Origin of the sequence: Arthrobacter sp. OAP107, from assembly GCF_040546765.1 — a bacterium.
Classification (GTDB): Bacteria; Actinomycetota; Actinomycetes; order Actinomycetales; family Micrococcaceae; genus Arthrobacter.
On the sequence record NZ_JBEPOK010000001.1, the window covers coordinates 4,225,078 to 4,244,527 of the forward strand.

18 protein-coding genes and 1 pseudogene are annotated in these 19,450 nt (G+C 66.8%); 6 read left to right on the forward strand and 13 right to left on the reverse strand.

Translation table 11 applies throughout. The features are described 5' to 3' along the window. Positions 1-49: 49 nt before the first annotated feature. The 3 genes from ABIE00_RS19350 to ABIE00_RS19360 all read left to right on the forward strand — a co-directional run bounded on the left by ABIE00_RS19350 (position 50) and on the right by ABIE00_RS19360 (position 2,737). The gene (locus ABIE00_RS19350) at positions 50-763 is read left to right on the forward strand and encodes a response regulator transcription factor (RefSeq protein ID WP_214847153.1); all 714 of its coding nucleotides are present in this window, start codon (positions 50-52) and stop codon (positions 761-763) included. 74 nt (positions 764-837) lie between these two features. Further along, entirely contained in the window at positions 838-2,322 is a 1,485-nt protein-coding gene (locus tag ABIE00_RS19355) for a sensor histidine kinase (RefSeq protein ID WP_354263442.1), read from the forward strand. Positions 2,323-2,449: 127 nt separating this feature from the next. Continuing rightward, a complete protein-coding gene (locus ABIE00_RS19360) occupies positions 2,450-2,737 on the forward strand; it encodes a WXG100 family type VII secretion target (RefSeq protein WP_354262312.1) in 288 nt (95 codons plus the stop codon). Between the two features lie 33 nt (positions 2,738-2,770). Here the strand turns inward: ABIE00_RS19360 and ABIE00_RS19365 are convergent, their stop codons facing one another. From ABIE00_RS19365 to ABIE00_RS19390, 6 genes are all read right to left on the reverse strand, one after another. Further along, the gene (locus tag ABIE00_RS19365; protein ID WP_354262313.1) at positions 2,771-3,847 is read right to left on the reverse strand and encodes an RNase H family protein; all 1,077 of its coding nucleotides are present in this window, start codon (positions 3,845-3,847) and stop codon (positions 2,771-2,773) included. A 101-nt stretch (positions 3,848-3,948) separates the two neighbouring features. Beyond that, a complete protein-coding gene (gene groL / locus ABIE00_RS19370) occupies positions 3,949-5,577 on the reverse strand; it encodes a chaperonin GroEL (RefSeq protein WP_331568568.1) in 1,629 nt (542 codons plus the stop codon). Between the two features lie 290 nt (positions 5,578-5,867). Beyond that, positions 5,868-7,142 (reverse strand): ABC transporter substrate-binding protein, encoded by a 1,275-nt coding sequence (locus ABIE00_RS19375; RefSeq protein WP_354262314.1) that lies wholly within the window; start codon positions 7,140-7,142, stop codon positions 5,868-5,870. Further along, the gene (locus ABIE00_RS19380) at positions 7,142-7,345 is read right to left on the reverse strand and encodes a cold-shock protein (RefSeq protein WP_331568564.1); all 204 of its coding nucleotides are present in this window, start codon (positions 7,343-7,345) and stop codon (positions 7,142-7,144) included. Before ABIE00_RS19380 ends, ABIE00_RS19375 begins: the two co-directional genes overlap by 1 nt. Before the next feature lie 158 nt (positions 7,346-7,503). Next, complete coding sequence (locus tag ABIE00_RS19385; RefSeq protein ID WP_354262315.1) at positions 7,504-8,151, reverse strand: LytR C-terminal domain-containing protein; 648 nt, start codon at positions 8,149-8,151, stop codon at positions 7,504-7,506. Between the two features lie 49 nt (positions 8,152-8,200). After that, on the reverse strand, positions 8,201-8,575 hold the full coding sequence (locus ABIE00_RS19390) for a DUF3263 domain-containing protein (protein WP_502914237.1): 375 nt from the start codon (positions 8,573-8,575) through the stop codon (positions 8,201-8,203). A gap of 139 nt (positions 8,576-8,714) precedes the next feature. Here ABIE00_RS19390 and ABIE00_RS19395 point away from each other — a divergent pair, with 139 nt between their 5' ends. Beyond that, positions 8,715-9,524, forward strand: a complete 810-nt coding sequence (locus ABIE00_RS19395) for a uracil-DNA glycosylase (RefSeq protein WP_354262316.1) — start codon at positions 8,715-8,717, stop codon at positions 9,522-9,524. Positions 9,525-9,534: 10 nt separating this feature from the next. Next, the gene (locus ABIE00_RS19400; RefSeq protein WP_354262317.1) at positions 9,535-10,374 is read left to right on the forward strand and encodes a siderophore-interacting protein; all 840 of its coding nucleotides are present in this window, start codon (positions 9,535-9,537) and stop codon (positions 10,372-10,374) included. A 6-nt stretch (positions 10,375-10,380) separates the two neighbouring features. Here ABIE00_RS19400 and ABIE00_RS19405 read toward each other — a convergent pair whose 3' ends face one another. From ABIE00_RS19405 to ABIE00_RS19415, 3 genes are all read right to left on the reverse strand, one after another. Next, positions 10,381-11,877, reverse strand: coding sequence for a threonine/serine exporter family protein (locus ABIE00_RS19405; RefSeq protein ID WP_354262318.1), 1,497 nt, complete (start codon positions 11,875-11,877; stop codon positions 10,381-10,383). A 56-nt stretch (positions 11,878-11,933) separates the two neighbouring features. Next, positions 11,934-13,007, reverse strand: coding sequence for a lipid II:glycine glycyltransferase FemX (locus ABIE00_RS19410; RefSeq protein WP_354262319.1), 1,074 nt, complete (start codon positions 13,005-13,007; stop codon positions 11,934-11,936). A 108-nt stretch (positions 13,008-13,115) separates the two neighbouring features. Continuing rightward, positions 13,116-13,946 (reverse strand): DNA/RNA non-specific endonuclease, encoded by an 831-nt coding sequence (locus tag ABIE00_RS19415; protein WP_354262320.1) that lies wholly within the window; start codon positions 13,944-13,946, stop codon positions 13,116-13,118. Between the two features lie 83 nt (positions 13,947-14,029). On the opposite strand from ABIE00_RS19415, the gene ABIE00_RS19420 reads away from it, so the two are divergent. Then, positions 14,030-14,617, forward strand: coding sequence for a TspO/MBR family protein (locus tag ABIE00_RS19420; RefSeq protein WP_354262321.1), 588 nt, complete (start codon positions 14,030-14,032; stop codon positions 14,615-14,617). Between the two features lies 1 nt (position 14,618). Here the strand turns inward: ABIE00_RS19420 and ABIE00_RS19425 are convergent, their stop codons facing one another. From ABIE00_RS19425 to gcvT, 4 genes and pseudogenes are all read right to left on the reverse strand, one after another. Continuing rightward, on the reverse strand, positions 14,619-16,016 hold the full coding sequence (locus ABIE00_RS19425) for an L-serine ammonia-lyase (protein WP_354262322.1): 1,398 nt from the start codon (positions 16,014-16,016) through the stop codon (positions 14,619-14,621). A 147-nt stretch (positions 16,017-16,163) separates the two neighbouring features. Beyond that, positions 16,164-17,505, reverse strand: a pseudogene (gene glyA, locus ABIE00_RS19430) (serine hydroxymethyltransferase). Then, positions 17,502-17,885, reverse strand: coding sequence for a glycine cleavage system protein GcvH (gene gcvH / locus ABIE00_RS19435; RefSeq protein ID WP_354262323.1), 384 nt, complete (start codon positions 17,883-17,885; stop codon positions 17,502-17,504). Before gcvH ends, glyA begins: the two are co-directional and overlap by 4 nt. 431 nt (positions 17,886-18,316) lie before the next feature. Continuing rightward, positions 18,317-19,450 (reverse strand): glycine cleavage system aminomethyltransferase GcvT, encoded by a 1,134-nt coding sequence (gene gcvT / locus ABIE00_RS19440; RefSeq protein WP_354262324.1) that lies wholly within the window; start codon positions 19,448-19,450, stop codon positions 18,317-18,319.

A 19,450-nucleotide genomic window follows, 5' to 3' on the forward strand; every position in this document is an offset into this window, starting at 1 on the left:
ACAACATTCATCCAGAAAACTCCCAGATTCTGGGAGCATCATGGGAAATATGAAAAAGAACAGCGCCGAAGCGAAGCTCCTCGTGGTTGATGATGAACCGAACATCCGCGAGCTGCTCTCGACGTCCTTGCGCTTCGCCGGCTTTGAAGTGGTGTCTGCGGGCAACGGACGGGAGGCGCTGGCCGCCGTCGAGGCGCACGCGCCCGACCTCGCGGTGCTGGACGTCATGCTTCCGGACATGGACGGCTTCACCGTCACGCGCCGGCTGCGCGCGGCAGGCAAGCATTTCCCGGTCCTCTTCCTGACCGCCAAGGATGACACCGAGGACAAGGTCACCGGGCTGACGGTGGGCGGGGACGACTACGTCACCAAGCCCTTCAGCCTTGATGAGGTGGTGGCCCGCATCCGGGCCGTGCTCCGCAGGACGCAGCCGCTGCTGGAGGATGACGAGGCCGTCATCCGGGTGGATGACCTGGAGCTCGACGACGACGCCCACGAGGTGCGCCGCGGCGGCAAGGTGATCGAGCTGTCCCCCACCGAGTTCAAGCTGCTGCGGTACCTGATGCTCAACCCGAACCGGGTCCTGTCCAAGGCGCAGATCCTGGACCACGTCTGGGAATACGACTTCAACGGTGACGCGTCCATCGTCGAGTCCTACATTTCCTACCTGCGGCGCAAGGTGGACATCGACCCCGATGCGCCGGCCCTGATCCAGACCAAGCGCGGCGTCGGCTACGTGCTGCGGACAGCAGAAAAGCGCTGACCTTGCTGGCACGATGGAGGTCGGCGCTGGAGCGCTGGAAGTCCGCCACCCTCCGGTCCCAGCTGGTGGCCATCATGATGGCCCTCCTGCTAATGGCCCTGGCCGTGACCGGCGTGGTTGCCCTGACGCTGCTGCGCGGCTACCTCGAGGGCCAGGTGGACGACAAGCTCCGGGCCGCCGTCGCCGCCGCCCAGTCGCAGCGTTCCATCTCCCCCATCGCCAACCCGGCGGTGCCCACGGACTATGCGGTGACGCTCTACTATCCGGGAACGCAGCGGGACCCCATCGACGACAAGCTGGCCCGGCCCGACATTTCGTCGATCTCCGTCGAGGAGGCCCGGGAACGTGATTTCGTTCCCTACCAGGTGCGTGGCACCGATGGTAAGAACTGGCGCGTGGTGGCTGTTCCCGTCGTCGTGGGCAGCGAACAGCAGCGCGCGGTGGTGGTCATCGGACTGCCGCTGTCCCCGGTGGAGGAGGTACTGCGCCACATCAGCCTGGTTGGGGTAGGAGTAGGAGCGCTGGCGATCATCCTCGCCTTCTTCATCGCCAACTGGACCGTAACCAGATCCTTCCGGCCGCTGGCCAGGGTGGAGAAAACCGCCGCCGCCATCGCCGCCGGGGACCTCTCCCGCCGCGTCGATGTGGAGAACCCTTCCACGGAGGTAGGCCGCCTCGGCCGGTCCCTGAACGCCATGCTCGCGCACATCGAAGCCGCATTCGCTGCCCGGATGGCGTCCGAGGACCGGATGCGCCGGTTTGCCGCGGACGCCTCGCACGAGCTGCGCACCCCCTTGGTCACCATCCGGGGCTACTCGGAGCTGTATCGGCACGGCGCGCTGCAGTCACCGGAGGACGTGGCCAGCGCCATGGGCCGGATCGAGAGCGAGGCCAAGCGGATGGGCTCCATGGTGGAGGACCTGCTGCTGCTGGCACGGCTCGACGAGCAGCGGCCGCTGCAGCGCAAGCCCATCGACCTGCAGCTGCTCGCCCACGACGCGGTGGTGGACACCCAGGCCAGCGAACGGAACCGCAGCATCACCCTGACCGGCCTGCACAACGGCAGTGCCGAACCGGCGCCCGTGCTCGGCGACGAAGCGAAGCTGCGCCAGGTCATCGGCAACCTGGTGGGCAACGCGCTGCGCTACACTCCTGCGGGAACACCCATCGAGCTGGCCGTGGGCGTCCGGCGGGCCGACGACGGTTCCGCCATGTCCGTCCTCGAAGTCCGGGACCACGGCCCCGGGATCTCCGACACCGAGGCACCCAAGGTGTTTGAACGCTTCTACCGGGCCGATACGTCACGCACCCGGGAGACGGGCGGCAGCGGGCTGGGTCTGGCGATTGTGGCCGCCATTGTCGGCTCGCACGGCGGCTCCGTCCGGGTGGACGGGACCGACGGCGGCGGCGCAACCCTCGTGGTCAGCCTCCCCCTCCGCGAGGACTCGCCGGAGGCTGGCGGCCCTGATGCGGACGCCCCGGCGGTGGATGGCATCGGGACGTTCTCGGACAGTGTTTCCGGGGAACGTGCTGCGGGCGGGAATCACTTATCCACATAGGGAATCCCGCAGTGGCGGCGGGTGCCGGCCGGTTCATAGGCTCGATGTAGCGGGCCGGAATGGCCGGTCCGCAAGCCACAGCGGCTGTCCCGCCGGGCAGTCCCTCAAGTTGTCGAGAGGCCCCGCCATGAGCATCATTTCCGTCGATACCGACCTCCTGCAGGTGAAATCAGCCAACGTCAAGGCGACCGTTGACAGGATCAGCGCCGACGTCCGGGCGATGAAGCACGGCTTGGACGAACTGCAGGCCACGTGGCGCGGTTCGGCTGCCACCAACTTCCAGGCGCTCGTGGCCGAGTGGACGCTGACGCAGGGCAAGGTCGAGGCATCTCTCGCCTCCATCAACTTGGCCCTGTCGTCGGCCGCTGACACCTATGCCCAGGCGGAGCAGGGCAACGCCCAGCGTTTCAGCTGACGGCAGGTGGTCCGGCTGGCGCCGGCGGGCCACTCAGGCTTCGGGCGTGCCCTGGTGGAACCGCAGGCGCCACTGGTCGCCGTCCAGGACCCACAGGGAGCTCCGCAGGGCTGAGCCGGCGCGGGAGTAGCTGCGGTAGGTCAGCAGGACTGTGTCCGTGCCGATCCGGTCGGCACTGAGCACGTCCAGGTCGACAGGACCGCCCGGGCTTTCCTCGAGGGACATCATCATGGCGTCGCGGGTCCAGAGCCGGCCGGCGGTGCCGATTTCCGTGAAGTCCGGGTGCAGGAGCTGTCCTGTGCGCCCGATATCGCTGCGGACGTCCGGACGGAGGAGTTCCCGTTCCAGGGCCTCCACAATCTCTTCGGGCGTGGCACCGGCCGGGAGTTCGGCAAACGCCTCGTCACCAAGGTCGCCGGCGCCCAGTTCGCTGAAGAGATCAGGTTCGCTGAAGAGATCGGGTTCGTCTCCGAAGAGAGCCGGGCTTCCGGACTCGAAACGGCTGGCCGGTGTTTTGGGTTCAACCGGTGTTTCCGGTTCAACCAATGTTGCCGGTTCAACCGGAGCCTCAGGTTCAAACAGCGAAGGGATGCCGCCCTGGCCGCGGCCTTCCTTGACCGCCCGCCGGCCGGGCGCTGGTTCCGCGTTGGGGAATCCGGGCCCCGAGCGGGCGGCAACGCCCTGCTGGTAGGCGGTGGCCACGGCCCTGGCGCGCTCGTCGGCGGCCTCGTTCAATTCGTGTCCGGCGTGGCCTTTGACCCACTCGAACCGGTACTTCCGCCCGGCGAGCTCCCGGTCGATGTCCTTGAGGATATCGACGTTCAGCACGGGCTTGCCGTCCGCCTTGCGCCACCCCTTGCGCTTCCAGCCGGGCATCCATTTCGTCACCGAGTTGATCACGTACTGGCTGTCGCAGAGGATGTGCAGGTCCTCGTCGGGGAGGTGCGCGGTGGAGCGGAAGAGGTCCAGGACGGCCATCAGCTCACCCTGGTTGTTGGTGCCGTGCGGCCAGCCGCCGGCCCGCCAGCAGTCGTCGTTCACGTACCAGGCCCACCCTGCGGGACCCGGGTTTCCCAATGCCGAACCGTCGGCTGCTGCAGTAATCGTCACCGAACCATCCTGCCAGACTGCAAGGACAAAAATGGGCAAAAAGGTGCGGCCCCCTCCGTGGAGGGGGCCGCACCTTTTAGCCAGCTGGGATCAGCGGGAGGCTAGAAGCCGCCCATGCCGCCCATGTCGTCGCCGCCGCCGACGGCCGGAGCGCTCTTCTCCGGCTTGTCGGCCACAACGGCCTCGGTGGTAAGGAACAGACCGGCAATGGAAGCCGCGTTCTGCAGGGCAGAGCGGGTTACCTTGACGGGGTCGTTCACGCCGGCAGCCAGCAGGTCGACGTATTCGCCGGTTGCTGCGTTCAGGCCGTGGCCGGCGGGCAGGCCGCGGACCTTGTCCACCACGACGCCGGGCTCAAGGCCGGCGTTGAAGGCGATCTGCTTCAGCGGGGCGTCGATGGCAACACGGACGATGTTCGCACCGGTTGCTTCATCGCCCTGGAGCTGCAGGTTGGCGAATGCCTTGGCGCCGGCCTGGATCAGGGCCACGCCACCACCGGCAACGATGCCTTCTTCAACGGCAGCCTTTGCGTTGCGGACAGCGTCCTCAATGCGGTGCTTGCGCTCCTTGAGCTCAACCTCCGTGGCGGCACCGGCCTTGATGACTGCAACGCCGCCGGCCAGCTTGGCCAGGCGCTCCTGCAGCTTCTCGCGGTCGTAGTCCGAGTCGGAGTTCTCGATCTCGGCGCGGATCTGGGATACGCGGCCGGCGATCTGGTCAGCGTCGCCTGCACCTTCGACGATGGTGGTCTCGTCCTTGGTCACGACAACCTTGCGTGCCTTGCCCAGGAGGTCGAGGCCGGCGGTCTCAAGCTTGAGGCCGACTTCCTCGGCGATGACCTGGCCACCGGTGAGGATGGCGATGTCGGCCAGCTGCGCCTTGCGGCGGTCACCGAAGCCGGGAGCCTTGACGGCCACGGACTTGAAGGTACCGCGGATCTTGTTGACGATCAGGGTGGCCAGCGCCTCGCCCTCGATGTCTTCGGCGATGATCAGCAGCGGCTTGTTGGACTGCATGACCTTCTCGAGGACAGCGACCAGTTCCTTGACGTTGGAGATCTTGGAGTTGACGATCAGGATGTACGGGTCCTCGAGGACCGTTTCCTGGCGCTCGGTGTCCGTGACGAAGTAGGCGGAGATGTAGCCCTTGTCGAAGCGCATGCCTTCGGTGAGCTCCAGCTCGAGGCCGAAGGTGTTGGACTCCTCGACCGTGATGACGCCTTCCTTGCCCACCTTGTCCAGGGCCTCGGCGATCAGGGCGCCGATCTCGTCGTCACCGGCGGAGATGGAAGCCGTGGCTGCGATCTCTTCCTTGGTTTCGATTTCCTTGGCGGAGTTCAGCAGTTCAGCGGTGACAGCTTCAACGGCCTTCTCGATGCCGCGCTTGAGGGACAGCGGGTCAGCGCCGGCCGCAACGTTGCGCAGGCCTTCCTTGACCAGTGCCTGGGCCAGGACGGTAGCGGTGGTGGTGCCGTCGCCAGCGACGTCATCCGTCTTCTTGGCAACTTCCTTGACCAGCTCGGCGCCGATCTTCTCGTAGGGATCGTCCAGCTCGATCTCCTTGGCGATGGAAACACCATCGTTGGTGATCGTGGGGGCGCCCCACTTCTTTTCGAGGACGACGTTGCGGCCACGCGGGCCCAGGGTGACCTTGACGGCGTCGGCGAGGATGTTCAGGCCCCGCTCAAGACCGCGGCGTGCCTCTTCATCAAATGCAATGATCTTGGCCATAACGGCAGTAGTCCTTTCGGGACAGTCGTTAAGAAGGAACCTCGCTGCGGTGCCCGCGACGGACGATCCTTTCCGCGGGCCTCTGTATGCCCAACAGTCCGGATCTCACCCCAACCAGGTGTTTCTTTCGCTCCTTGCGCCGCCGCCGGGGTAGTGCCGGCCGGAACCGGACGACCCTTTAGCAGTCGGCACGCTGGAGTGCTAATCAATAATTAGCACTCCCCCGGGGAGAGTGCAAGCAGATGAGCTTGTTTATCCCGTGAACGGGCGGACTTATTCGCTGCCAGCGATCAGCCGGCGGACCTGCCCGCCGCTTCGCTGCCCCTGAGCCTGGCCTTGTTGTCGGCGCCGTAGGTGAACACCATGTACTTCGCCGCGGTGACGTCGCCGTTCGCGTCGAAGCGGACGGGGCCTGACTCGCCGTCGTAGTCAATGACCTTCCCGTCCCGGATGGCGGCAAGGCAGTCTTTGTATGTCGAGCAGACTGTCGGCTTCGCCGACGGGGAGGCAGCCGCGCGGCTGCCGGAAGTGCCGCCGGAGACGGAGATGAGCGTCCCCGCGATGGAGGTACCGGCGTCGTCCTCTGCGGCTGCGGCGGCCAGGGCCGCGAGGTTCACGGCATCGTAGGTCTCGGCCGCGAACGTCGTGTCCTTGAGTTTCGCATCGATGTCCACGAGTTCGGCCTGGAAGTGCGCGGAAGGAAAGACGCCGGGCACCAGGGCGCGCGCTCCCTCCAGCGACCTCGATCCGAGGGCGGACCCGTACTGCCTGAATGCACTATCGGCCAGGATGAGTTTGTTGCCCGGCACTCCAGCGTTGGCGAGTTCGGCGATAGCGCCCTGCGCTCCGTCCCGGGCAATGACCACGACGGCGTCCGGCACCGCGTCGCGGACGGCAGCCGCGGATTTCTGTGCCTCACCCGCCTTGAAGCCGGAAACGGTGACGGGGTCCAGCCCTCCGGCTTTGGCGGAAGCGGAAACCGCTCCGGACACATCCTGGCCGTAGTTGCCCTCCTCGTAGACCACTGCGAGGCTCTTGGCACCGGCGTCCTTGGCGAGTTTCACCAGGACGGGAGCCTGCGCGATGTCCGCCGCCGCCGTCCGGAAGTAGTAGCCGCCGCTCTTGTAGCCGCTGAGCTCCGGGGCCGTGTTGGCGGGAGAGATGAGCGTGATCCTGGCTTTGGACAGCACGTCGATGGCCGCCGGCGCCTGGCTGGAATCGGTGGGGCCGATCACGGCGTCCGCCTTTGCATCTGCGAGTGCCCGGGCCTGGACGGCGGTATCGCCGCCGGCGGAAGCCGGCAGCAGCTCCACGGGCCTGCCCTTGTGCCCGCCCGCGGCGTTGATTTCCTGGATGGCGAGCTTGGCGGCGGCCAGCTCGGCGGCGTTCAGGAAGGCTTGGGGTCCGGTGTTGTCCAGAATCAGCCCGATCCGCAGGGTCCCGTCGCCACTGGCTTCAACCGGAGCCGTCCGGGCGTTGTCGCCGGATCCGGAGCATGCGCCCAGCGTCATCACGACGGCGGCGCCCCAGACGGCAGAACCCCTGAGACCTGCGCTGCGTGCCACTAGACGGGCCGGACCATTTCTGCCTGCGGCCCTTTTTCGCCTTCGCCCACTTCCAGCTCCACCCGCTGGCCTTCGTCCAGCGCCCGGAACCCGTCGGTCTGGATGGCCGACCAGTGCACAAAGACGTCGTCGCCCGAATCGTCAACAGTGATGAAGCCGTAGCCCTTTTCCGCGTTGAACCACTTCACGGTTCCCAATGCCATGATCCCCACACTTTCAGGTTGCTTCCGTAAGGCCCACGTCGGTGTGTGCCGTGAATTACGCCCCGCAGCCTGCCTTCACTCTATCCAGTCAGGCCCTGGGAGGCGCAGGCCGGCGGCCCGGAGCGGAGGCAATAGTTATTCAGGCGTAACCAGTTTGGCTACTGGTAGCCGGGGCCCAGCACCACCGCAACGGGCGATTGGAAGTCCGCGCTCTCCACCAGCGTGGGGATGTTCAGGAGTGCGCTGAGGGCCTCGGCGTTGGCCCGGTGGGCAGCGTCCGAGTAGAAGATCACGGACTGCTGCTGGGGAGCGCCCTGCCAGTTGGACACTTCACCGAGCACCCAGCCGTCGGACTGGACCGTGGCACCAACGCGGCCGGCCAGTCCGGAGGTCAACGTGCCGTTGAAGATAGCTACCGGCTGCGACTTGTCCACCGCTGCTGCCGGGGCAACGGTTTCCGAGGTGGCGGGTTCCAGGGCGGAAGGCGAAGCCGATTCGGAAGCGGACGCCGAGGCCGGGGCGCTGGCGCTGGCGCTCGGTGTCGCACTTGCCGAGGGCGTCGCTGTGGGGCTGGCCAGCGCCGTGGAGGTCCCAGCCGCCGCGGCGGCCGGCGGCGCGATGGCAGGCTGGAATCCCAGCTGCGGCAGCAGAAAGAAGGCAACCAGGCCGACGGCGAGCGCCCCGATTCCCACGGAAAGGATCGGCCACAACTTGGGACGCGACGGCGCGGAGACAGCGCGGTGAACGCCCTGCCGGGAGGAGACCTCAGGCACCCTGTCGAATTCGTCCCGAGCAAAATTAGTCATGGTAAACAGGAGTCCTTGTTGGTTTTCGCCGGCAGTCCGGCGCTAGCAGTTACGCGTCAGATCCAAGGCGGCGTGCAGTGCGGGCCCGCTGACGTGACGTACGTAGTCTACGCAATCTCTTCACAAGCATGGGGTCATGGGCCAGCGCGTGCTCTGTATCGATCAGGGCATTCAGGATCTGGTAGTAGTGCGTCGCGGACAGGTCAAAGAGCTCGCGGATGGCCTGTTCCTTGGCGCCGGCGTATTTCCACCACTGCCGTTCCAGGGCGAGAATCTGCTGCTCCCGCTCGGTCAGCGGCGAATCACGCAGCTTGAAGTCGTCCAGCAGCGAGCCGCTCCGCAGCACCTGCTCCAGCGGTGAATCTTCCCCTGAATCCTGCTCAGAATCCCGCTCCGCGAGGTGGTCCTGCAACGGCTCGGCCACTGCGCTCTCCTTAGCTGAATCCGGTCAAAGTACCTCCCCTATGTTACGGAGGAATAACATTATTGTCATTTGCGGCACGGGGCTCCAGCGGGTGGTCTTATCTGGACCTGCACCGGGCTCCGGGCAGCGTTGCGGGAGAATGGACACCGTGACAGAACCTGAACCGCTCTTCGACCTCGAACCTGCGACGGCGGCCGGCCCGGACTTTGCAGAGCTGGCCAGGCTGCCCCTCCGCGAGCTGATGGCACCGGACTGGGCGGATGCCCTGGCCGGGGTGGAGGCGGAACTGCGGTCCGTGCTGTCTTTCGTCGCCGGCGAGGAGGCGGCCGGACGGCGGGTGCTGCCGCCGGCGTCGAACGTCCTCAGGGCTTTCCGGCAGCCGCTGAACGGGGTACGGGTCCTGATTGTGGGCCAGGATCCCTATCCCACCCCCGGGCATGCCGTGGGCCTCGCGTTTTCCGTGGACGCCGGCACGCGCCCTATCCCGCGGAGCCTGGCCAACATCTACAGGGAGCTTGAGTCGGACCTGGGCCTGCCGCCCCGGATCCACGGCGACCTCGGCGCCTGGGCGGACCAGGGCGTCCTGCTCCTCAACAGGGTGCTGAGCGTGCGGGAAGGCGGTGCCGGGTCCCACCGCGGCAAGGGCTGGGAAACGATCACGACGGCGGCAGTTGCCGCCGTCGCCGGCCGCCGGACAGCTGACGGAAAGGCAGCGCCGCTCGTCGCCGTGCTCTGGGGCAAGGATGCCGAGAGCGTCCGCCCGCTGCTGGGCAGTACCCCCGTGCTGGCCAGCGCCCATCCCAGCCCGTTGTCCGCATCGCGGGGGTTCTTCGGCTCCCGGCCGTTCAGCCGCGCCAACACCCTGCTGGAACAGCAGGGTGCAGACCCGGTGGACTGGGAGCTTCCGGCGGTCCCGGCCCGCCAGCTCCCGCCAAGGAGCTTAGGCTAGGCTTACCCGCATGACTTCGCTTCCGGCAGACACCACCGCCACCAAGAAATCCCGCCCGCAGGTCACCCTGACTGTTCTCCGGCGGGAACAGCTTTCCGCCCACATGGTCCGGATCGTTGCCGGCGGCCCGGGGTTCGCCGATTACGTCAACAACGACTTCGTGGACCGTTACGTCAAGATCGTCTTTCCGCAGCCCGGGGTGGACTACCCCCAGCCCCTGGACCTGTGGGCCATCCGGGAATCGATGCCGCGGGAGCAGTGGCCGCACACCCGCACCTACACGGTCCGCTGGGTGGATACCGCTGCCGGCGAACTTGCCATTGACTTTGTGGTCCACGGAGACGAAGGCCTGGCCGGTCCCTGGGCGGCCACGGCCAAACCGGGCGACAGCCTCATCTTCACGGGCCCGGGCGGCGGCTACAACCCCGATCCGGACGCGGACTGGTACCTGCTGGCCGCCGACGAGGCTGCCTTGCCGGCAGTGGCAGCCGTCATCGAGTCGCTCCCCGCGCACGCCCGCGGCCTGGCCTTCCTCGAAGTGGGTTCGGAGGCGGACGTCCAGGAGATTGCTGCCCCGGCCGGACTCGGGCTGGTCTGGCTGAAGCGCGGCGACATTCCCGCCGGCGAGAGCAGCCAACTGGTTGAGGCGGTGCGCAACGCCGCCTGGCCCGACGGCCGCGTAAACGTCTTTGCGCACGGCGAGCGCGGCTACATGAAGGGCCTGCGGGAGGTGCTGTTCCGCGAACGCGGCCTGGACCGCAGCCAGGTTTCACTGTCCGGCTACTGGGCCAAAGGCCGCGTCGAGGATGTGTTCCAGGCCGAGAAGAAGCTCCCGATCGGAAAGATCTAGCCGGTCCTAGCGGCGGCGGGACCGACGCCGCTCGTTGCTGGCCAGGCTTCGGGTGAGCGGCCGGGCCAGCGTGTCACCAAGCACAATGCCGCCGGCCACGCCGAACACGATCGCCCCGGCGCTGAGCATCCCGCCGGCCCCGAGGAGGATCTCGGATTCCTCGATGGTCAGGACGTACATGGACCGGAAGATGGTGAGGCCGGGCAGGAGAATCAGACCGGCCGGCACGGCGACCACAAGCTGCGGGGCACCCATCTTCAGCGCCACCACACGGGCCAGCAGGCCGATGACCACGGCGGCGAGCGCCGGCGAGAACCGCGGGCCAATCCCTACCGCCTCGCCGCCGATAAGGGCCAGGTGCCCCACCACACCGACGGCCGCCGTCGGAAGCAGCAGCTTCCAGTCCGTCTGTTCCGTAACGCCGATCGCCACGACGGCGATGGCAACCAGGATCACCTGCACCCACAGCGGATACGCGGGCGGGAACGTCTCCGTGACGTCGATCGGCTCCATGCCGATCCTGTCCCCCACCACAAACGCGACGGCGATCCCGGCGACGACCGCCCCGAACGTCAGCAGGGTGGACAGGAACCTGCCGGCCGCCGTCACGGGAAAGCCGTTGATGGCGTCCTGGACCGAGGACACGAGCCGCCCGGTGGGAAGCAGCAGCAGGATGCCGCCCACCACCACAATGGCGGGAGCCAGCCGGATCCCCACAGGACTGCCGAACCGCCACAGCAGCAGCGCGATCACCGTCACCACAAACGAACAGGCCGCCGTGATGAAGAAGTCAGGGGTCCGCCAGCGGCCCAGCTTCCGGGCCACCAGACTGATGAGCAGGTTGGAGACGAAGGCGACAGCCGAGGCGCCGGGACCGCCGCCGATGACCGCCACGAACACGGCGGAGAACACCGCGAACGCCACCGTCACCATCCAGCGCGGGAACGGCTTGGGGCGCCGGACAATCTCGTCGAGCCGACGGACGGCCTCGTCCCGGCCAACGCCGCCGGCAACGATATCTGTGACCAGCTGGTGAACCTGGGCAAGCCCCGCGTAGTTGTTGGTCCAGGACCGGACCACCCGCAGGAGGGTGATGGGCGTCTGGTCCTTGGCTGCGTAATTGATGCCAACGGACTGGTTGGTGATGTCCACCTCAATGTTTTTCAGCCCCAGCGCCGCCGTCACCGCAATGATGCTGGTTTCGACCTCGAGGGCGCCGGCGCCGTACCGGAACATCGACTCGGCAAGGTGCAGCGCAAAGTCCATCGTCTTGCGGGCGGACTCGTCGATCCCGCCCACCTGGATCATGGGATTGGCGTAGGGGCTCCCGGCGAGCCTGTCCACGATGCTCAGTGGCGCCGTCGGCGGATTTTCCCCCTGCACCAGGCGGCGCAGCATGCGCTTGGCTGCCGCGTTCTGGTGCAGCTGCGAGGCGGTCAGCGGCTCCGTTTTGGGCAGCCCATCCGCGGGCGGCCGGTTGGAGCCACGGGGTGGTTTGGTCATCAGGGCTCCCCCTTCTGTCAGTGCCTTAGGAATTCAGTGCCTGCCAGTCCCCTGGCTCAGTAAAACTGCTGCCCGGTGCGGCGCGTGTACAGCTGCCGGGCCACGCGTTCGCCCGCGGCAATCCACGCCTTGTACTTCAGCGGGCTGATGACCTGGTCATAGCAGCCAACAAAGTCCGTCACCGTCTTGCTGAAGCTGGTCTTGAAAAGGCCCAGTCCGTGGAAGGGATTCGACGTGTCCTTGAGCTTGTCGCTGGGTGGCGTTCCGCAGAAGTCATATTCGGTGCAGCCCAGTTCCTTGAGCTGGTTGATCGCGGTCCACTGCACCAGGTGCGAATCGCCGTACTGGCCGCGCTTCTGCAGGGATCCGCCGTCCTTGTAGGTGCCCTTCCGGCCGTAGTTGATGACAAAGGCCCCCACGGAGGGAACGCCGTTCTCGTACACAAACATGAGCCGGCCCTGGCCGCGCTTGATGAAGTTCGTCCAGAACTGGCGGTAGTAGTCGTATTCGCGGACGCGGACCTGCGACTTCGCCTGGACGGTGTCCGTCATGAGGGCGTACATGGACTTGAAGTTTTCCTCGCTGGGGTCCACGTTGTGCACCTGGACGCCTTCACGGATGGCGCGGCGAACGGCGTTCCGTCCCCGTGAGTGGAGGTTGCGCAGCAACTGGTTCTCTTCAGGTGAAATGTCCAGCAGTGCTGTGGAGTCGTTGGGTTGCAGGTTGTGCGTCTTGACCAGCCCGGCCCCCTCGATGACTTCGCGGGCGGAGTCGCTGAGGATGATGTCCGGCTCGATCTTGATAGCGAAGACCCCCAGCCGTGCGCGCTTGACGAACTCGGCGTTCGCCGCGGCAATGCCGGGGATGTCCTCGACGCCGGCCACGTCCGGACCCTTGATGAGGTACCAGAGCTTGCCCAGCAGCGGGAAGCTCTTTTCCAGCACCAGGTTGTAGCTCGTGTAGTCAGCCGTTTCGTACACCAGGTGCAGGGGCTTCCAGCCATAGTGCTGCTTGACCTCGGCGAAGGCCTCCGACTGCAGCAGGTTTCCGCCGTTCGGATTCGCGGTTACGTGGGAGTCCCAGTTGGCGACCTCTTCGGAGGTGGCAAAGCGGGCAGTGAATTCTCGCAAGTGTGCCGTATCCAATCTTCGCTTACGTTTCGTGCAGGTGCCGGAGAAGCAGCCTCAAGTCTATCCGTCCGGCCTCCCACGCCGCTTGCCGCGGGGACGTGATCCTGGTCAGAGCCGCACCTGCCGAAGGTCAGTGAGCGGCAGGACGGCTCCTCCCGGCGTGCCATCCGGGACGCCGGCGGTGAACCGGTCGGCGTCGGCCAGGCGCGTCAGTGCGATCCGGCTAAGCTCAGCGATGTGCGGGATGGGGACCTGGAAGGTCCGGTAAGGCCCCAGCGGCGGCGGCTCGTCGGCCAGCAGGCGTTCCCTCATGATCCTCGCCAGTTCCTCCGGGCCCAGGAGCGGGGACTGGTCCAGCAGGAAACCCGCCGCGGCCAGCCGGCCATCCATGGTCCAGGCTGCGATCTTCCAGAATTTCCGCGGTATCTGGATGCCCCGGTATGGCAGGTCGCCGGCGTCGAGGACGGGTCCGGTAAAAACACTGATCCTGGCGTCGAATTGGCTGGCGTGGTGGAGAACGTGGTCTTCCAGGCCGGCCCAGAGTTCTTTGCCCTGGTTGAAGGCAGCTGCCTGCGGCGCCGCATTCGGGTATGAGAAGGTGTCCTGGTTTGCGGCCAGCGCGGTGCTGTCATCGCCCCAGACCGGATCCAGACGGCGGACAAGATGGCCCCGGTCCAGGTCATTGTGCTGGTACACATCCGGGCCGGTCTGGAGTCCCTGCGGCACCCGGGGGTCGTAGTGCCAGGTTCCCTCGCGCCCCAACGGCACCAGTGCATGTCCGTTGATGTTGACGCCGGTCACGGCTGCGAGCCTGCGGGCCGGCGACAGCCGCACCGAGAAGTGCGTGTAGTCGAGGAGGACCGTAGGCGCGTCGGGGCCCGGCAGGTCAACGGCCTCGCGCAGGAAGCCGGGATCGTAGCCTTCGCCCATGGTTCCCATGGTGGCACGGCAGCCTTACAATCGGGCGCCTGCGGTTGCTTGGCCGCCTTGACTCCGGCCGTGCCCTTGGCAACTGTAGAACAATGGAAAGCAGGGACCGCGTGCCGGCCGCGGGAGCCGAAAGAGACACCGGCGCCGGGGGTGACGGACCCAGTGGTGACGGCGCGGGGCCCAGGCCGCGGCGCACCGCCGTCGAACTGGCCGCCCTCCTGGCATTCCTGGCCGCCAGCGCCCTGGTGGCGTGGCTGGGATCGCAGGCAACCATCAGCAACGTCACGGGCTGGTATGCGTCGGCCGACAAGGCGCCGTGGTCCCCGCCCAACTGGGTGTTCGGGCCGGTCTGGACTGTGCTGTACACGGCCATGGCGGTGGCGGCCTGGCTCGTGTGGCGAAGCCGCAGCCCGAACCGGAGGGCTGCACTCACCCTCTACGGCGTACAGCTTGCCCTGAACCTGGCCTGGACGCCCGTCTTTTTCGGGCTGTATCCGGCGTGGGGTTCGGCCGCGCTCTGGCTGGCGCTGGGCATCATCGTTGCACTGGCTCTGGCGGTGGCCGGCACCGTGCTGCTGTTCGGTCCGATCCGCCGCACGGCCGGGCTGCTGATGCTGCCGTACCTGACGTGGGTCATCTTCGCGTCGAGCCTGAACCTGTGGGCGGCCGGCAACAACTAGGTCAGCACTCGACGACGTTGACCGCCAGTCCGCCCATCGCGGTTTCCTTGTATTTGGAGCTCATGTCCTTGCCGGTCTCGCGCATGGTCACGATGACCTCGTCCAGCGAGACCCGGTGCGAGCCGTCGCCCCACAGCGCCATCTTGGCCGCGTTGATGGCCTTCGCCGCGGCGATCGCGTTCCGCTCGATGCACGGCACCTGGACCAGGCCGCCGATCGGATCACACGTCAGGCCCAGGTTGTGCTCCATCGCGATCTCGGCGGCGTTCTCCACCTGCGCCGGCGTGCCACCCATGACCTCGGCCAGCCCGGCCGCCGCCATCGACGACGCCGAACCCACCTCGCCCTGGCAGCCCACCTCCGCGCCGGAAATGGACGCCTGTTCCTTGTAAAGCACCCCGACGGCGCCGGCGGTCAGCAGGAACTTGACCACGACGTCGTCGCGGTCCTCCTGGGTGGCCTGATCCATGCCCGGAGCGAAATGCAGCGCGTAATAAAGGACAGCCGGGATGATGCCCGCGGCCCCGTTCGTCGGGGCAGTGACCACCCGCCCGCCCGAGGCGTTCTCCTCGTTCACCGCCAGGGCGATCAGGTTGACCCATTCCTGCCAGTACTTCGGGTCCCGGTCCTTGTCCTCTTTCAGGAGGCGTTCGTGCCAGTCGGGAGCACGACGGCGGACCTTCAGTCCACCGGGCAGCAGCCCCTCACGCTTCAGGCTGGTCTCCACACACGCTTCCATCACCGAGTAGATGTGCAGCAGGCCCTCCCGGATCTCCTCCTCGGAGCGGGAGGCGCGCTCGTTGACCAGCATGATGTCGGCAATGGACAGGCCCTTGGACTGGCAGCGGCCCAGCAGCTCGGCGGCCGTCCGGAACGGCAACGGCAGTTCCTTCTTGGACTCCTCCAGCTCCTGCAGCGCCGCGTCCTCCTCGCCCTCCCGGACAATAAACCCGCCACCGACCGAGAAGAACGTTGCCTCGTGCAGCACGTTCCCCCCGGCGTCGGACACCGCGAACTTCATACCGTTGGTGTGGCGCGGCAGGACGGTGAGCGGGTGCAGGATCATGTCCTTCACGCCGTACGGCAAGGGAACCGCCCCGGCCAGCTGCAGGGTCCCGGTATCGGCAATCGAGGCCAGCCGCTGCTCGACTTCGTCAGGCAGGATCAGCTCGGGGTGGTAACCCTCCAGGCCCAGCAGAATCGCCGTCATGGTGCCGTGCCCGTGCCCGGTGGCAGCGAGCGAACCATACAAGTCCACGCGCAGCGACGCCACGCCCTCCAGCTTCCCGGAGGATTTCAATTCCCCGGCGAACACCGCGGCGGCCCGCATGGGTCCAACGGTGTGCGAGGACGACGGGCCAATCCCGATGGAAAAGAGGTCGAAGACTCCAACAGCCATGTCGGTTCCTAACTAGATCAATCTGTGGCCCGGCAGATGGTCCTGCCGGAGGGCTGCTTGGCCGCGGATGGCGGTCTCCAGCCAGCCAGTACGACGGCGGGCGGCAGCTTATGGCGGCTGCCCGCCGTCCTACTGTTTTAATCCACGCTACGCGGTTTTTGCCGCGGCGAGGTCTTGCACGCCCGGGTAGAGCGGGTGGGCCTCGGCCAGGGCCTCCACGCGGGTGCGCAGTCCGGACAGGTCCGCGCCGGCGTCGGCGGTCAGGGCCTCGGCGATGATGTCCGCAACCTCGGCGAAGGCTGCTTCGCCGAAGCCGCGGGTTGCCAGGGCCGGGGTGCCGATCCGCAGGCCGGAGGTGACCATCGGCGGACGGGGATCGAACGGCACGGCATTGCGGTTCACCGTGATGTCGATTTCCGCGAGGCGGTCCTCAGCCTGCTGTCCGTCCAGCTCACAGTTGCGCAGGTCCACCAGGACCAGGTGCACGTCGGTGCCGCCGGACACCACGGAAATGCCCTTGGCGATCACGTCCGGCTGAACCAGGCGCTCGGCCAAGATGCGGGCACCGGCCAGGACGCGTTCCTGGCGTTCCTTGAACTCCTCGGACGCGGCGATCTTGAAGGCCACGGCCTTACCGGCGATGACATGCTCCAGCGGGCCGCCCTGCTGGCCGGGGAACACCGCAGAGTTGATCTTCTTGGCGACGTCGGCGTCGTTGGTCAGGATGATGCCGCCCCGGGGACCGGCGAGCGTCTTGTGCGTCGTGGAAGTGGTGACGTGCGCGTGCGGGACCGGGGACGGGTGCAGGCCGGCGGCGACCAGCCCGGCGAAGTGTGCCATGTCCACCATCAGGTAGGCGCCAACTGAGTCGGCGATCCGGGCGGAACTCGGCGAAGTCGAGCTGGCGGGCGTAGGCGGACCAGCCTGCCACGATCAGCTGCGGCTTGTGCTCCTGGGCCAGACGCTCCACCTCGGCCATGTCGATCCGGTGGTCCTCTTCGCGGACCTGGTACGGGATCACGTTGTAGAGGCGGCCGGAGAAGTTGATCCGCATGCCGTGGGTCAGGTGGCCGCCGTGGGCCAGGTTCAGGCCCATGATGGTGTCGCCCGGCTTGATCAGGGCGTGCATCACCGAGGCGTTTGCCTGGGCGCCGGAATGCGGCTGCACGTTTGCGTACTCGGCGCCGAACAGGGCCTTGACCCGGTCGATCGCGAGCTGCTCGATCACGTCAACGTGTTCGCAGCCGCCGTAGTAGCGCTTGCCCGGGTAGCCCTCGGCGTACTTGTTGGTCAGCACCGACCCCTGTGCCTGCATCACGGCCGCGGCCGTGTGGTTCTCCGACGCGATCATTTCCAGGCCCCCGCGCTGGCGGCCGAGCTCGTCGTCGATCTTCGCTGCGATCTCCGGGTCCAGTTCCGCGAGGTCCGCGTTCAGGCTCGGGGACACGGCCTGCTCGAAGACTGCAGTCGCAGCCTGTGCCGCGCTCACAGCTCGCCGCCGTTCTTGGCAGCGTATTCCTCGGCCGACAGCAGCGGGCCCTCGGAATCGGCGGCCACCTTGAACAGCCAGCCTGCCCCGTACGGGTCGCTGTTGATCAGTGCGGGATCCTCGATGACGTTCGGGTTGATCTCCGTGACCTCACCCGTGACCGGGGCATACAGGTCCGAGACCGACTTCGTGGACTCAACCTCGCCGCAGGTCTCCCCCGCGGTAACAGCCGAACCGACCTCGGGCAGGTCGACATACACAATGTCACCGAGGGCGTCAGTGGCCACGGCTGAAATGCCAATGGACACCACATTTCCGTCCTCGCGGGAAACCCACTCATGTTCGTCGGAATACTGCAATTCAGCGGCAACTTTTGCCATGTCTTTCTTCCTTTACGTTTGGTGCAAATCTTGTGGCTGGGTTGGTGGCGTGTGAGCGAATTCCTCCGCCGATTACCGTTCAGACAGCGGGACGACAGTTCTCCGCGAAGAAGCCATTGCGGCGCCCGGGATCGGCAAGCTCAACCCCCAATGATCGAGCTTGCGCAATCGGGCCCACTTGCCCGGTTTCGACAGGCTCAATCAGCGGTTCGCGGCCCCTCCCCCAGCACCTTTGGCTGTCGAAGGCGCTGGTCCGGAGGACGGTTGTGCCCTGACTACCGCCCAAAGGTGAGTGGTCCTCGAGGGGTGGCTGGCCACGGTTTTCGAAAGCGTGCGTCAAAGCGACGAAGGAGCAGCACGCGTGAAAACTGGGGCCCGCCGGCCCGGAGCCGGGGACGGGCCGGGCCGAAGGGTTTGGCTCTACCGGCCGGCTACTTTGAGCGCTTGTAGAAAGGCAGTGCGACCACTTCGAACGGCTCCGCCTTGCCCCGCAGGTCGATATCCAGTGCGGTTCCGGGTTCGGCGCAGGCGACGTCGACATAGGCCATGGCCACCGGGTAGCCGAGGGTCGGGCTGGGCTGGCCGGAGGTGACTTCGCCGACGACGTTGCCGTCCTTGAGCACCGGGTAGTGCCCGCGGCCGGCACGGCGGCCCAGGCCCTTGAGGCCCACGAGCTTGCGTCCCGCGGAGGCACCGGCGCCGGATTCCTTCTTGGCGGCCAGCGCGGCCTTACCCACGAAGTCGCCTTCCTTGGACAGTGCGACGACCGGCCCCAGTCCGGCGGCGAAAGGGTCGCCCTGGAGGGAGAGCTCGTTGCCGTACAGCGGCATGCCGGCCTCAAGGCGGAGCGAATCGCGGGAGGCGAGGCCACAGGGCGTCAACTCCCCCTCGTCCGCGATGGCGACGATGGACTGCCAAAGGGCGGTGGCGTCGTCGTTCTCCACGAAAATCTCGAAGCCGTCCTCACCGGTGTACCCGGTGCGTGCCAGCAGAAGGCTGCGCTCGGCGCCGCCCACCAGGAAGGAAACCTCGACGGCGGCGTAGTACTTCAGCCCGGTCACCAGCTCGTGCTGGGCTGCCGGGACCAGGCGGAGGAGGATCCCTTCGGCCTTGGGACCCTGCACCGCGATCAGCGACGTCTCGGCGGAAACATCCTCGACGTCGACGTCAAAGTTTGCAGCCCGCTGCGCCAATGCTTCGGCCACCACCTTGGCGTTGCCGGCGTTGGGGACCACCAGGAATTTCTCGTCCCCGCGGCGGTACACGATGAGGTCGTCGATGATGCCGCCCTCCTGGTTGCAGATCAGGGAGTACTTGGCCTTGCCGACGGCGATGGCGGAGATCTTGCCGGCCAGGGCGTAGTCCAGGAACGTGGCGGCGTCCGGGCCGGTCACCCAGACTTCGCCCATGTGGGAGAGGTCGAAGATGCCGGCCGAGTTGCGGACGGCTTTGTGCTCGGCCAGTTCGGAGCCGTACTTGAGCGGCATTTGCCAGCCGCCGAAGTCGGTGAACGAGGCGCCCAGCTTCTTGTGCTCCTCGTAAAGGGCAGTGTAGTTCTCAGTCAT

Coding starts and splice junctions, on each gene's coding strand:
- ABIE00_RS19350 (WP_214847153.1), top strand. CDS start 50: ATGAAAAAGAACAGCGCCGAAGCGAAGCTCCTCGTGGTTGATGATGAA.
- ABIE00_RS19355 (WP_354263442.1), top strand. CDS start 838: ATGATGGCCCTCCTGCTAATGGCCCTGGCCGTGACCGGCGTGGTTGCC.
- ABIE00_RS19360 (WP_354262312.1), top strand. CDS start 2,450: ATGAGCATCATTTCCGTCGATACCGACCTCCTGCAGGTGAAATCAGCC.
- groL (WP_331568568.1), bottom strand. CDS start 5,577: ATGGCCAAGATCATTGCATTTGATGAAGAGGCACGCCGCGGTCTTGAG.
- ABIE00_RS19380 (WP_331568564.1), bottom strand. CDS start 7,345: ATGGCATTGGGAACCGTGAAGTGGTTCAACGCGGAAAAGGGCTACGGC.
- ABIE00_RS19385 (WP_354262315.1), bottom strand. CDS start 8,151: ATGACTAATTTTGCTCGGGACGAATTCGACAGGGTGCCTGAGGTCTCC.
- ABIE00_RS19395 (WP_354262316.1), top strand. CDS start 8,715: ATGGACACCGTGACAGAACCTGAACCGCTCTTCGACCTCGAACCTGCG.
- ABIE00_RS19400 (WP_354262317.1), top strand. CDS start 9,535: ATGACTTCGCTTCCGGCAGACACCACCGCCACCAAGAAATCCCGCCCG.
- ABIE00_RS19405 (WP_354262318.1), bottom strand. CDS start 11,877: ATGACCAAACCACCCCGTGGCTCCAACCGGCCGCCCGCGGATGGGCTG.
- ABIE00_RS19415 (WP_354262320.1), bottom strand. CDS start 13,946: ATGGGAACCATGGGCGAAGGCTACGATCCCGGCTTCCTGCGCGAGGCC.
- ABIE00_RS19420 (WP_354262321.1), top strand. CDS start 14,030: ATGGAAAGCAGGGACCGCGTGCCGGCCGCGGGAGCCGAAAGAGACACC.
- ABIE00_RS19425 (WP_354262322.1), bottom strand. CDS start 16,016: ATGGCTGTTGGAGTCTTCGACCTCTTTTCCATCGGGATTGGCCCGTCG.
- gcvH (WP_354262323.1), bottom strand. CDS start 17,885: ATGGCAAAAGTTGCCGCTGAATTGCAGTATTCCGACGAACATGAGTGG.
- gcvT (WP_354262324.1), bottom strand. CDS start 19,450: ATGACTGAGAACTACACTGCCCTTTACGAGGAGCACAAGAAGCTGGGC.